The sequence below is a fragment of the Bradyrhizobium erythrophlei genome (genome assembly GCF_900129505.1).
GTDB classification, from domain to species: domain Bacteria; phylum Pseudomonadota; class Alphaproteobacteria; order Rhizobiales; family Xanthobacteraceae; genus Bradyrhizobium; species Bradyrhizobium erythrophlei_D.
The window spans coordinates 4,748,175-4,761,580 of sequence record NZ_LT670818.1; the positions used below are offsets into that span (position 1 = coordinate 4,748,175).

General features: G+C 61.9%; 10 protein-coding genes. 3 read left to right on the forward strand and 7 right to left on the reverse strand.

The window, feature by feature from the left end:
- A complete protein-coding gene (locus B5525_RS21965; protein ID WP_079567875.1) occupies positions 1-1,521 on the reverse strand; it encodes an acetyl-CoA acetyltransferase in 1,521 nt (506 codons plus the stop codon).
- Positions 1,522-1,666: 145 nt separating this feature from the next.
- A complete protein-coding gene (locus B5525_RS21970) occupies positions 1,667-2,800 on the reverse strand; it encodes a nitronate monooxygenase (protein WP_079567876.1) in 1,134 nt (377 codons plus the stop codon).
- A gap of 286 nt (positions 2,801-3,086) precedes the next feature.
- Here B5525_RS21970 and B5525_RS21975 point away from each other — a divergent pair, with 286 nt between their 5' ends.
- A complete protein-coding gene (locus B5525_RS21975) occupies positions 3,087-4,757 on the forward strand; it encodes a flavin-containing monooxygenase (RefSeq protein ID WP_079567877.1) in 1,671 nt (556 codons plus the stop codon).
- Positions 4,758-4,907: 150 nt separating this feature from the next.
- Positions 4,908-5,792, forward strand: coding sequence for a glutathione-dependent disulfide-bond oxidoreductase (gene yghU / locus B5525_RS21980; RefSeq protein WP_079573650.1), 885 nt, complete (start codon positions 4,908-4,910; stop codon positions 5,790-5,792).
- Between the two features lie 38 nt (positions 5,793-5,830).
- Here yghU and B5525_RS21985 read toward each other — a convergent pair whose 3' ends face one another.
- Together B5525_RS21985 and B5525_RS21990 are read right to left on the reverse strand one after the other, a co-directional pair.
- On the reverse strand, positions 5,831-6,457 hold the full coding sequence (locus B5525_RS21985) for a flavin reductase family protein (protein WP_079567878.1): 627 nt from the start codon (positions 6,455-6,457) through the stop codon (positions 5,831-5,833).
- Positions 6,458-6,532: 75 nt separating this feature from the next.
- Positions 6,533-7,807, reverse strand: a complete 1,275-nt coding sequence (locus B5525_RS21990) for an acyl-CoA dehydrogenase family protein (RefSeq protein ID WP_079567879.1) — start codon at positions 7,805-7,807, stop codon at positions 6,533-6,535.
- A gap of 294 nt (positions 7,808-8,101) precedes the next feature.
- Here B5525_RS21990 and B5525_RS21995 point away from each other — a divergent pair, with 294 nt between their 5' ends.
- A complete protein-coding gene (locus tag B5525_RS21995) occupies positions 8,102-8,311 on the forward strand; it encodes a hypothetical protein (RefSeq protein ID WP_079567880.1) in 210 nt (69 codons plus the stop codon).
- A 51-nt stretch (positions 8,312-8,362) separates the two neighbouring features.
- Here B5525_RS21995 and B5525_RS22000 read toward each other — a convergent pair whose 3' ends face one another.
- From B5525_RS22000 to B5525_RS22010, 3 genes are read right to left on the reverse strand one after another with little or no spacing between them, the layout of a single operon-like run.
- Entirely contained in the window at positions 8,363-9,910 is a 1,548-nt protein-coding gene (locus B5525_RS22000; RefSeq protein ID WP_079567881.1) for a SpoVR family protein, read from the reverse strand.
- Positions 9,907-11,178 (reverse strand): YeaH/YhbH family protein, encoded by a 1,272-nt coding sequence (locus B5525_RS22005; protein ID WP_172900110.1) that lies wholly within the window; start codon positions 11,176-11,178, stop codon positions 9,907-9,909. The genes B5525_RS22000 and B5525_RS22005 overlap by 4 nt, the downstream gene beginning before the upstream one ends.
- Before the next feature lie 19 nt (positions 11,179-11,197).
- Positions 11,198-13,141 carry a PrkA family serine protein kinase gene (locus B5525_RS22010; protein ID WP_079567883.1) on the reverse strand — a complete coding sequence of 648 codons (1,944 nt, stop codon included), beginning with the start codon at positions 13,139-13,141 and terminating at the stop codon, positions 11,198-11,200.
- Between the last annotated feature and the right edge of the window lie 265 nt (positions 13,142-13,406).

Sequence of the window (13,406 nt, forward strand, 5' to 3'; positions counted from 1 at the left end):
CTACGGGTATCGCCACTCCAGCATGCCATCGTTCGCCGTGACGATGTCGCCCGACGAGCCCACCGGGGTGCGGTCCAGGTTCACCAGATGGGCCAGCGTCGCGCCGTCGCTGGCCGGCACCCGCGCCAGCGCACGGGCATTGGCTTCCGTCCGCAGCATCACCACGCCGTGCTCGACCTCGTTGTTGCGGCCATAGATCACCGTATAACTCTCGACCGTGCCCTTGCCGCTGGCTTCGGTGACGAAGTCGGGCACTTGGCCGCGATGCCGGTCGGCTTCGGCCTGCACGCTGCTGTCCTGCGCCAGCGGCGCTGCAGAGGCCTGCCGCGACAGCACGAGGCCATGATGTTTGGTGACAAAACCGCCTTGGCCGTAGAGCAGGCCGAGCTTGGCGCCGCCGCGAAGCGTGCGGACCATCGCGCACGCCGCATGCGTCATGTAGGTGTTGAGCGGCGCGCCGAAGAACGTCAGCCCGCCGGTCACCGTCGGCTGCACGTCTGTGCCGAGCCCCAATGTCCGCCGTGCCATCTTGGGTACGCAGGGAAAGCAGCTGTAGAGCTCGATGGCGTCGAACGCGCGGCCGTCGCCGCCGACGAGATCCATCACCGCTTTTAGTACCGCATTCTGGGGGTGGCTCTGGAAAAACTGATCGCGGATCAGATAGTCGCGCGGCTCTTCCGCCGATGCGCCGCCCCAGACGTGAATTAGCCGATCCTCGGCGATATCAGCCGCGCGCGCTTTCGCGAGGCTGGTCATCAGGAGCGCGGCGCCCATATTGACGGTCGGATTGGCCACCTGGAGTTTTGTATAAGGCCACGCGATCAGGCGGTTGTCCGCCGTTGGCGTTGTGATCTCTTCAGGCGTGAAACGGTGCTTCAGCCAGGCATTGGGATTTTGCGCGGCGACTTCCGAATAGCGCGACCATAATTCGCCGGATTCCACCATCGCCTCGCGCGGGGTCTGGCCCCAATGCGCCGAGCTGGCGGCTTCGTAAAACGGATAGACCGTTACCGGCCTGAACACGCCGAGTTTGACCGCCGTCGGTTTCTGGAACGCCGCGCCGCGCTTCGGCTCCGGCACGTCGTGCGCGAACGGCGTCCACGGCAGTTCGACGCCGGCGCGTTCAGCCTTGGTGGCGGTCGATTGCGCCTCCGCGCCGCACACCGCGGCGACGCTGCACTCGCCGCGCGCGATGCGCTGGGCGGCTTCGTGCAGATAGCGGATCGGGCTCTCGCCGCCGACAGGGCCGTAATAGGCGTGCTCGGGTTTGATGCCGAGACGCTCGGAGAGCGCAATTTCCGGATCGCGGTAGCGCCAGCTCAGGAAATTGACGATGTCGAGCGAGGCGATCTCGCCCAGCAGCTTGGCGCCGCTGTCCGCTTCGGCGCGCCGCAGCGCCTGTTCCAGCAAGATGAGGGGCTCGAGGCCTTCGGTGATGTCACTGGGCCGATCGACGATTTCTCCGATGCCGACGATGACGGGGATGCGGTCGTCGGCAACGGGGGAGGTTGGCTTTTTCATTCGTTTTTGTTTTCACTTTCCAAGCATGGCAAAAGACGGTTTTCCTCGTCATTGCGAGCGAAGCGAAGCAATCCATCTTGCGGCGGAGCGAGGCGTGGATTGCTTCGTCGCTTGCGCTCCTCGCAATGACGGCTGTGGTTTTGCGTCACTCCGCCATCAGCGCGTTCATGTGCTCGACCGCCTCGACGAAATCCTCCTTGAATTCCTGCACCACGGCGCCTGCGGATTTGACGCTGTCGATCAGGCCGACCCCTTGTCCGACAAAATAGCTGACGAGGTCGCGCGCTTGCGCGTTGCCGGCGGCCGCGGCGCGATCGATCGAGTTGAAGGCGTCGCGGCTGAGGATGCTCTGCAACGGCATCGGCAGCGCGCCGGGGCTATCGGGCCCGTGGTCCCAGGCGTCGGTCCAGACCGAACGCAGCTGCCGCGCGGGCTTGCCGGTGCGGCCCCTGGAGCGGACAGCGTCGCGCGAGGAGGCCGTGATCATCTTCTCGCGGAAGATTTCTGAGGTCTCGGATTCGACGGTGGCGAGCCACACCGAGCCGGTCCAGACGCCGGCCGCGCCCATCGCCATGCACGCAGCCATCTGGCGCCCGGTCATGATGCCGCCCGCCGCCAGCACCGGCACGTCGCGAATATTCTTGATCGCCTTGATCACTTCGGGCACCAGCACCATGGTGGAAACCTCGCCGCAATGGCCGCCGGCCTCGGTGCCCTGTACCACCAGGATATCGACCCCGGCCGCGACCTGGCGCAGCGCGTGCTCCTTGGCGCCGACCAGTGCTGCCACCGGCACGCCGTGCTTCTTGCCCATGTCGATCATCGCCTTCGGCGGCACGCCGAGCGCATTCGCAATCAGCCGGATCGGGTGGCGAAACGAGGCATCGAGCACTTCCAGCGCGCATTGCGCATCGAATGGCTGCGGCTGATTCTTGGGGACGTCGGTCGTCGTCAGTTCGATACCGTATTTCTTCAGCAGGTTGCGGGTGAAGTCGCGATGTTCGTTGGAAATCCGCGCCTCCAGGCTCTTCCAGGTGACGTTCTTTTCGCCGGCGGTCGAAATGTTCTCGGGGATCAGCACATCGAGCCCGTAAGGCTTGCCGTCGACGTGGTCGTCGATCCATTTCAGTTCCTGCTCGATGGTTTCGGGCGTGTGTACCGTCGCGCCAAGCACGCCGAAGCCGCCGGCACGGCTGACGGCGGCAACCACGTCGCGGCAATGGCTGAAGGCGAGCAGCGGAAATTCTATTCCCAGCATGTCGCAGATCGGCGATTTCATGGCTGTGGTCACTCCCCGCTGGCCGCCTTTTCGGCGCGGCTTGTTGTTGGTTTAAATGACAAAGTTCTCCGGCGACGCTAGCCGATCGCGGGCATCGAAGCCAATCCGGTTTGCCCGGCCAAATCTTGCGTGCAGACGCCACGAAATGGGCCGCGCCCAGTGCCGCTTATGGTGCATTCCGTGCGGCAAAATATGCGGTGGCGACCTGCGGTTTTTGTCTCTTGCGCTTTCGCCCTGCCGGTAGAATGCTGGCCGGCAAGAGCAGAAAAATACTTGGGGAGTTCGAATGTCAGCGGTGCATCCCGTTTCCGGCAACTGCCACGCGGCAAGCGCCGGGGCTTACGATGTCGTCGTGGTCGGCGCAGGCTTTGCCGGCATGTACATGCTGCACCGGCTGCGCGGGCAGGGGGGATCGGTCAGGGTCTACGAGCAGGGCGGCGACGTCGGCGGCACCTGGTACTGGAACCGCTATCCCGGCGCGCGCTGCGACGTCGAGAGCATGCAATATTCCTATTCGTTCTCGGAGGAACTGCAGCAGGAATGGAACTGGAGCGAGCGCTACGCGCCGCAGCCCGAGATCCTGAAATACGCCAACCACGTCGCCGACCGGTTTGATCTGCGCTCCGATATTCAGCTCAATACCCGCGTCGATCGCGCAGTCTTCGATGAGGCGACCCGCCTGTGGTCGGTGACGACCTCCGACGGCAAGAACGTAACGGCAAAATACGTCGTGCTCGCTACCGGCTGCCTGTCGAATGCGCGGATGCCCGACATCAAAGGCTTGCCGGATTTCAAGGGCAAGGTCTATCACACCGGCCGCTGGCCGCACGAGCCGGTGGATTTCACGGGCCTGCGCGTCGGCGTGATCGGCACCGGCTCGTCGGGGATCCAGTCGGTGCCGATCATCGCCGAGCAGGCCAGCCAGCTTACGGTGTTTCAGCGCACCCCGAATTTTTCCATTCCGGCCCGCAATGCTCTGTTGACGGCGGAGGAGCGCGAGGCGTATCGCGCAAAATATCCGGAAATCCGCCGCTTCGCGCGCGAGGAGGCGCGGAACGGAATCTATACCGAGATGCCCGACCGCGGAGCGCTGGACGACGGCGACAACGTACGGCGTTCGAAATACCAGGCACGCTGGGAGCGCGGCGGCCTCACCTTCATGTCGGTCTACAACAATCTGGGAGTGGACAAGGCGGCCAACGATACCGCCGCCGATTTCGTCCGCGACAAGATCGCGGAAATCGTCAGGGATCCCGAGACCGCAAAACGGCTGCAGCCCAATAACCATCCGATCGGCTCGAAGCGCATCTGCATCGACACCGACTATTTTGCCACCTTCAATCGCCCGAATGTCGCCCTGGTCGACATCAGGACCAATCCGATCGAGGAAATCACAGCGAATGCCGTGCGCACCAAGGCGGGGGATTACGAGGTCGACGCACTGGTGCTAGCAACCGGCTTCGATGCCATGACGGGTTCGGTGGCAAAGATCGATATCCGCGGCCGCGACGGGCAGACGCTGAACCAGAAATGGGCCGAGGGACCCAAAACCTATCTCGGCCTGATGAGCGCGGGCTTTCCCAATCTGTTCATCATCACCGGCCCCGGCAGCCCGTCGGTGCTCTCCAACATGATCGTCTCGATCGAGCAGCATGTCGACTGGATCACCGGCTGCATCGTCTACATGCGCGCGCACGGCCTCGATACCATGGAGGCAAAGCCGAACGCCGAAGACAAGTGGGTGGCGCACGTCAACGAGGTCGCGCAGACCACGCTCTATCCGCAGGCCAACTCCTGGTACATGGGCGCCAACATTCCGGGCAAGCCGCAGATCTTCATGCCCTATATCGGCGGCGTCGGGGTCTATCGCCAGATCTGCAACGACGTCGCGTCCAAGGGCTATGAGGGGTTTGCGATGACGGCGGCGGAGCCGGCTCAGCAATGCGCGGCGTCGTGATCCGGAGATTTTGAGCGTCAGCGGCACTGCCAAATCTCGTCACGTCCGGGGCTTGTCCGGGGCATCCACGTATTTACATGCAAGTGCATCAAGACGCGGATGACCGGGACAAGCCCGGCCATGACGGCAACAAAGCCAGGAGCCAAAGACGTGACCGACTCATCCCCTTACGTGCCGCCGAAAGTCTGGACCTGGAACAAGCAAAACGGCGGCCAGTTTGCCAGCATCAACCGCCCGATCGCGGGGCCCACGCATGACAAGGAGCTTCCGGTCGGCCGCCATCCGCTGCAGTTATATTCGCTGGCGACGCCGAACGGCACCAAGGTCACGGTGATGCTGGAAGAGCTGCTGGCCGCGGGCTTTAGCGGCGCCGAGTACGACGCCTGGTTGATCAAGATCGACGGCAATCAGTTCGGCAGCGGCTTTGTCGCGGTCAATCCGAACTCCAAGATCCCGGCGCTGATGGACCGCAGCGGGCCGACGCCGATCAGGGTGTTCGAGTCCGGCGCCATCCTGCTGCATCTTGCCGAAAAGTTCGGGGCCTTCCTGCCATCAGGTGGTCAGGAGCGCGCCGAATGCCTGTCGTGGCTGTTCTGGCAGATGGGCAGCGCGCCCTATCTCGGCGGCGGGTTCGGGCATTTCTACGCCTACGCGCCGACCAAGATCGAATACGCCATCGACCGCTTCGCGATGGAGGTGAAGCGTCAGCTTGACGTGCTCGACCGTCGGCTTGCCGATAACGAGTATCTCTCGGGCGGCGGCTATTCGATCGCAGACATCGCGGTGTGGCCCTGGTACGGCGGTTTGGCCAAGGGACTGCTCTATGGCGGGGGCGAGTTCCTGAATGTGCAGGAATACAAGAACGTGCAGCGCTGGACCGACGCCATCGCCAGGCGGCCGGCGGTACAGCGCGGGCGCATGGTCAACCGCACCTGGGGCGAACCCGCCAGCCAGCTGCACGAGCGCCATGACGCCAGCGATTTCGACACCGGGACGCAGGACAAGATCGGAGAGCCGGCCGGAGCCGCGAGCTGATCCGGCCCGACCAAGTACTGCAGGGCGGATTGGCAAACTCAGCCGAAGCTATGCCCCGGATGCCCCTTGGCCGCCGGGAACACCATGCTGTCGTCGGTCCGGCAGTAGCGGTCGGCGAACATGCGGCCCACCGGATGGTAGCGCTCCATGTTCACGCGCATGGTTTTATCATCCCATAGTTCGTCGCGAATGTGGAAATGGATGCCTTCGCCCATGATGAGCTGGCGGTCGCCGTTCACATCGATGGTTTTCCAGGTCTTGCATTCCATCGCCCAGGGCGCGTTGGCCAATCGCGGCACGGCGATTTTGGTCGAGGGGGCCAGCCTTAGCCCGAGATAGCCGGGCTCGCCGATCTCGGGCGGGAAGTCGCCGCTGGAATCGTGCATCGCGCGCGCCAGCGGCTCATCGGCGAGGTTGACCACGAACTCCCCTGTTCGCTGGATGTTGACGACAGTGTCCTTGGGCAGGCCGTCCGGTCCCAGATTGGCGGCGAACATGCAGAGCGGCGGACTCTCGCAGAACACGTTGAAGAAGCTGAACGGCGCGGCATTGACCACGCCCGTGGGTCCGATTGTCGTCACCCAGGCGATCGGCCGCGGCAGGACGAACCCTGTCAGCACCTTGTAGCGCTCGCGGGGGTTTAGGTCGGCGGCGGCATATTCCATTTGCATTCCCTGTCGGGCCAGGATTTTTCATTCAGCCGATCCTCTCCCCGCGAGCGGGAAGAGGGCGAAGACTGGCTACGGCATGCTCAGTTCGTGGCGGCCCACGACCATCCAGTGCACTTCATCGGGGCCGTCGGCGAAGCGCAGATGGCGCACGTCGGTGTACATCTCGGCTAGCGGGGTCCATTGCGAAATACCGGTCGCGCCGTGCATCTGGATCGCCTGGTCGATGATCTTGCAGGCGCGCTCGGGTACCATGGCCTTGACCATGCTGACCCAGATCCGCGCTTCCTTGTTGCCGAGCACGTCCATCGCCTTGGCGGCCTTCAGCACCATCAGCCGCATCGCCTCGATCTCGCAGCGCGCCTGGGCAATGATCTGCAGATTGCCGCCGAGTTGCGCGATCTTCTTGCCGAAGGCCTCGCGGGTCAGGCCGCGCGACACCATCAGATCGAGCGCCTTTTCCGCCTTGCCGATCGTGCGCATGCAGTGATGGATGCGGCCGGGGCCGAGGCGGACCTGCGATATCTCGAAGCCGCGACCCTCGCCGAGCAGCATGTTGTCCCTGGGCACCCTGACATTGTTGAAGCGCAGATGCATGTGTCCGCGCGGTGCATGGTCGTGTCCAAACACGTGCATTGGACCGATGATCTCGACACCGGGCGTGTCCTTGGGGACCAGAATCTGGGACTGCTGCTTGCTGGGGGCTGCGTCCGGATTGGTCTTCACCATCACGATCATGATCTTGCAGCGGGGATCGCCGAGGCCGGAAATGTAGTATTTCTCGCCGTTGATCACCCATTCGTCGCCGACGAGTTTTGCGCTTGTCGAAATATTCTTGGCGTCCGATGAGGCGACATTGGGCTCGGTCATGGCGTAGGCGGAGCGGATTTCGCCGTTCAGGAGCGGCTTCAGCCATTTCTCCTTCTGCGCGGGCGTGCCGACGCGCTCCAGCACTTCCATGTTGCCGGTATCGGGCGCCGAGCAGTTCATGGTTTCCGAGGCCAGCGGGCACTTGCCGAGTTCGGCGGCGATATAGGCGTAGTCCAGATTCTTCAGGCCTTCGCCGGTCTCGGCCTTCGGCAGGAAGAAATTCCACAAGCCCACTTCCTTGGCCCTGGCCTTGGCTTTTTCCAGCACCTCGATCTGGCCCGGGGTAAAGCTCCAGCGATCGGTCTTTTTCTCGCCGAGCCGGTAGAACTCCGCCGCCATCGGGTCGACCGTCTCCCGGATGAACTGCCGCACGTGGTCATAAAGCGGCCGGACCTGCTCCGACATCCGCAAATCGTTGAGTTCGTCCTCCGGGCTGAGAGTGTAGGACGTCGTGCGGGGCACGTAGGCGTGTTTCATGTGGTTCTCCCATTCGGCACAGATCGTTTGTTTCCCGTTCGTTCGGGTCGCGCTGTGCTCGTTGCGGGGAATGTAGACGGCGGTGCGGGCTTTGCACAAGCAGGCGAGGGGCCGCGCCCTTCAAGGACTGCCGGAATAAGCGTTTTCATTTTATTAACACTGCGCTGTCGGCCTGACGGGCCCATTTGGCTGAAAAGGACTTGAAGCGATACCGGCGCGCCCACACATGTGCCCTGTTCCCAAAAATCGTCCGATTCCGGCTGCAAGGTTTGGCTGGAGACAGAACAGGACCCCGTGGAAAAGGAAGCAAAAACCGACGCCGAGCTCGAGGACATGATTCTTCAGAGGCTGTTGATCGGCGGTGTGTTCGTGTCGGTACGCAGAGATGAGATTCTCGGCTGGCGACCGATGGTCGTGACTGCGCCCAAGCACACCAGGAACGCGCAGGAACTCGCCGACAAGATAGCCGCGGAGCTGCGAAAGAAGTTCACGCTGAAGGATTGACGGGGCCGAGCCGGCTGTTGTCGCCGAGCGGGCTTTGCTGGTCGCAGCTATTTACGCGGCGGCGGCAGCGAGTTCGCGCGGGTTCGCCACGTATTCCTTCAGGACCGTGCCCGAGGTGTCGATTTCAGCGAGCGATACGTCGTAGCTCCAGAGATCGGCCAGATGCTGAAGAACGCGCTTCGCATCCGTCTCGTTCAGCTGCGCTCCCTTCACCACGGAATGACGCAACATCAGGCGGCGATCGCCCGCCAGGTCTACGTCGACCACCTCTATGTTGGGGTCGATGTAACCGACGTCGTACTGCCGCGCCAATTCGCTGCGAACCCGGCGATAGCCGCGTTCGTTATGAATGGCGCTGACGAGGACGCCGGCGCTTTCCTTGGGATCGTCATGCAGATGGAATAATCGCAGGCGCCGCATCAGCCGCGGGCTGAGGAACTGGCTGATGAAGCTCTCATCGCGATAATTCGCCCAGATGTCGCGCAGCACCGCCATCACGTCGCCAGTCCCGGCAATGTCCGGAAACCACTCGCGGTCCTCCGCGTCGGGATTGGTGACGATGCCTTCGATGTCCTGCATCATCGCGAAGCCGAGCGCGTAGGGGTTGAAGCCGGAAAAGCGCTGGTCGTCGAACTCGGGCTGAAACACCACATTGGTGTGCGACTGCAGGAACTCGAGGAAATTGCCGTCGGAAATCTGCCCCTTTTCGTGCAGCCGCGTCATGATGCGGTAATGCACATAGGTGGCGGTGCCCTCGTTCATGACCTTGGTCTGGCTCTGCGGATAGAAATACTGCGCGATGTGCCGCACGATCCGGAGCACCTCGCGCTGCCAGGGGCGCAGGCGAGGCGCGGTCTTTTCCAGGAAGTACAACAGATTTTCCTGAGGCATCCCAAGCAGCTTGCGACGCCGCTCGGCGTTCAGCAATTCGGGGCTCTTGATCGGCCCGGTCGGCACGGTTCGCCACAAATCGTTGAATGCGCTCTCCTCGTGCTGACGGCGCTCGCCGGCGCGCTTTTCCTCGGCGCGAAGATCCAGCGTTTTCTTGCCGGGATAGCGGTCGATGCCGTGCGACATCAGAGCGTGCGCCGCATCCAGCGTCTGCTCGACCGCCAGCCGGCCGTGACGCTCCTCGCATTGCGCAATGTAGGTTTTGGCAAAATCGAGATAATCGAGAATTCCGTCGGCATCCGTCCATTGCTTGAAAAGATAGTTGTTCTTAAAGAAATGATTGTGGCCGAACGCCGCGTGGGCGATCACCAGCGCCTGCATGGTCGCGGTGTTCTCCTCCATCAAATAGGAAATGCACGGCGAGCTGTTGATCACGATCTCGTAGGCGAGGCCCATCAGGCCCTTGCGGTAGAACGCCTCCTGGTGGGCGAAATGCTTGCCGAACGACCAGTGCTTGTAGAACAGCGGCATGCCGACCGAGGAATACGCATCCAGCATCTGTTCGGCAGTGATGACCTCGATCTGGTTCGGGTAGGTGTCGAGCCCGAGTTCGGATCGTGCGATCTCCTCGCAGGCATCGTGGATGCGCTGCAGTGTCTGGAAGTCCCAGTCCGCTCCCTCGAACAGGCGCTCGCTTGTTGCGGTCATAACGCGACTTTCTCATGTTTGCGGCGGCGCTGAAAGAGATCGTGAAACACCGGAAAGATCTCGCTTCGCTCGCTGACCTTGCGGATCGACAGCGGCGCTCCGTCGGCGCGCAGACGCTGGTACAGCGTCCAAAGCGAGGAATCGGGCATGTCGAACGTGCTGCCGCCGGTCTCGCCGACCTCAAGGTAGGCGAAAAACTGACTCACCGGCAATATCTTCTCGGTAAGCAGCTGGCTCACCGCAGCGCTGTCCGAATTGGAGTTGTCTCCGTCGGAAGCCTGGGCGGCATAGATGTTCCAGTCCGCGGGGCGAAACCGTGACCGCACGATGTCGTGCATGGCCTCCAGCGCGCTCGACACCAGGGTACCGCCCGACGCCGGCCCGTGAAAGAAGGTATCCTCGTCGACTTCCTCGGCCCGGTCGGTATGACGAATGAAGACGATCTCCACATGCCGATAGCGCCGCGTCAGAAACACGTAGAGCAGCATGTAGAAGCGCTTGGCCAGGTCCTTCATGTGTTCGGACATCGAGCCGGACACGTCCATCAGGCAGAACATCACGGCCTGGGCTACCGGCTTCGGCACGGTTTCAAAGCGGCGGAATCGGATGTCGATCGGATCGATGAACGGAATCCGCCGAAGTTTTGCCTTTAATGCCTCGATCTCGGCCAACAGCACGCTGCGGCGTGCGTCGTCGCAATCGGCGAGTTCAGCCTCAAGCTCGGCTATCGTCTCAGCCCGCGGTCGTTTTAACGCGACCCGCCGAGCCAGCGCGAGGCGAACCGTGCGGCTGACCGAGAGGTTCGCCGGTGAGCCGGAAGTCGTATAGCCGGCCCGGCGAAGCCCCTCGCTCTCCGCCTGGGCGAGCTTGCGCTTGGCGAGATCCGGTAATTCGAGATCGTCGAGGAACAGATCTACGAATTCATCGCGGCTGAGGACGAACCGGAAGGCGTCTTCGCCGTCGCCTTCACCCGCCCCGGATCCCTTTTGCCGGCTTTCGCCGGACCGCGGAAGGATGTCGCCTTCCACGAATTTCTTGTTTCCGGGCAGCACCATGTCGCGGGTGCCGCCTTCGCGACGAAAGCGAGGTTCATGCATCCCGTCGAGCGGGATGCTGACCTCGCCGCCTTCCAGGACGTCCTTGATGTCGCGGTCCTGCGAGGACTTCTTGACCGCGCCCTGAACCAGCGCCTTGGCACGGCGCAGGAACCTTTGGCGGTTCTCCAGGCTCTTGCTGCCCGGATTCAGGCGCCTGTCGATGATATGCATGGCCACTGTTGCATCCGTCCTAGCCGGCTTGCTTCACGCGCATGTACCATTCGACGAGCCGTCGTACCTGACGTTCGGTATAGCCGCGGTCGACCATCCGTTCGACAAACTCGCCGTGCTTCTTTTCGGTATCGCCGTCCTTCTTGGTGCCGAACGAGATCACGGGAAGAAGGTCTTCGACCTGGGAGAATATCCGTTTCTCGATGACTTCGCGGATTTTTTCATAGCTGGTCCATGACGGATTCTTTCCGCTGTGCTGGGCACGCGACCGCAGCGAGAACTTGACGACCTCGTTGCGGAAGTCCTTCGGGTTGGCGATACCCGCAGGTTTCTCGATCTTGGTCAGTTCCTGGTTCAGAAGCTCGCGATTGAGCAGCTGGCCGGTATCTGGGTCCTTGAAATCCTGGTCTTCAATCCAGGCATCGGCGTAATCCACATAGCGGTCGAACAGGTTCTGTCCGTAATCCGAGTAGGATTCGAGATAGGCCTTTTGGATCTCGTGACCGATGAATTCCGCATAGCGTGGCACGAGCTCGGCCTTGATGAATTCGAGGTAGCGCTTTTCGACTTCATCGGGCAGTTGCTCGCGGCGGATCGCGTGCTCGAGCGTATACATCAGATGCACTGGGTCGGCGCCGAGTTCCGTGGTGTCGTGATTGTAGGTAGCGGCGAGAATTTTGAACGCGAAGCGCGTCGAGACGCCATCCATGCCTTCGTCGACGCCGGCGGCGTCCTTGTATTCCTGAACGCTGCGGGCTTTCGGGTCGGATTCCTTGAGGCTTTCGCCGTCATAGACCCGCATTTTTGCAAACACGGTCGAGTTCTCGTGCTTGCGCAGGCGTGACATCACCGAAAAGCGCGCCAATGTCTCCAGGGTCGCCGGCGCACATGGCGCGGAGGCGAGTTCGGATCCCTGAATGAGCTTCTCGTAGATCTTCTGCTCCTCGGTCACCCGCAGGCAGTAGGGCACCTTGATGACGCAAATGCGATCGATGAAGGCTTCGTTGTTCTTGTTGGCCTTGAAGCTTTGCCATTCGGATTCGTTCGAATGCGCGAGAACGACACCGGTAAAGGGAATCGCGCCGATATTTTCGGTGCCGATATAGTTGCTCTCCTGCGTCGCCGTCAGCAGCGGATGCAGCATCTTGATCGGCGCCTTGAACATCTCGACGAATTCGAGAATGCCCTGGTTGGCGCGGTTGAGGCCGCCGGAATAGCTGTAGGCGTCCGGGTCGTTCTGGGCAAAGGTCTCCAGCTTGCGGATGTCGACCTTGCCGACGAGTGACGAGATGTCCTGGTTGTTCTCGTCACCGGGCTCTGTCTTGGCAATCGCAATCTGCCGCAGGCGCGAGGGCTGGATGCGGGCGACGCGGAATTGCGAAATATCTCCGCCGAAGGCTTCGAGCCGCTTGTAGCACCACGGGCTCATCAGGCCGCTCAGCCGGCGGCGCGGAATGCCATACTTTTCCTCGATCATCGGCCCCAGCGTGTCCGGATCGAACAGGCTGAGAGGGCTCTCGAACACCGGACTGAGTTCGTCGCCCGCCTTCAACACATAGATCGGGTGGACCTCCATCAATGACTTCAGCCGTTCGGCAAGCGATGATTTTCCGCCGCCTACCGGTCCGAGCAGATAAAGAATCTGCTTGCGCTCTTCCAGACCCTGCGCCGCATGCCGAAAGAACCCGACGATGCGCTCGATGGTTTCTTCCATGCCGTAGAATCCGGCGAAGGCCGGATAGGCCCGCATCGTCCTGTTCAAAAAAATACGGCCAAGGCGTGGGTCCCTGGCCGTGTCGATCATTTGAGGTTCGCCGATCGCAGCCAGGAGCCGCTCAGCGGCGTTGGCATATCGCATTGGATCGCCCCGACACGATTCCAGATATTCGGCCATCGACATTTCGGTTTCGCTGCGCGCCTCAAAGGAGCGGGCGAAAGCGTTGAACAGAGAATCGTTGTACATGATCCTTCTCCTCATGCGGTTAGCTGAACTACTGGAACGCGAGGCAAAGGTTCCCTATAACCGCCGCCCGTCCCTTCACGAATCAGCACCTAGGCTTGTGGTCGATTGAACACGCGACCGACTTCGCTGCGCAATGCATGGCGCGGGCAGCGACTGGGTTATAAGCAGGCAAATTGCCGAATAATTGGGCGAACCGGTTCCCTTCGCCGAATTTTGAAATGATTTTTGCGGGTGTTACCGCGCTGCAACATCGATTTAAGCTCTA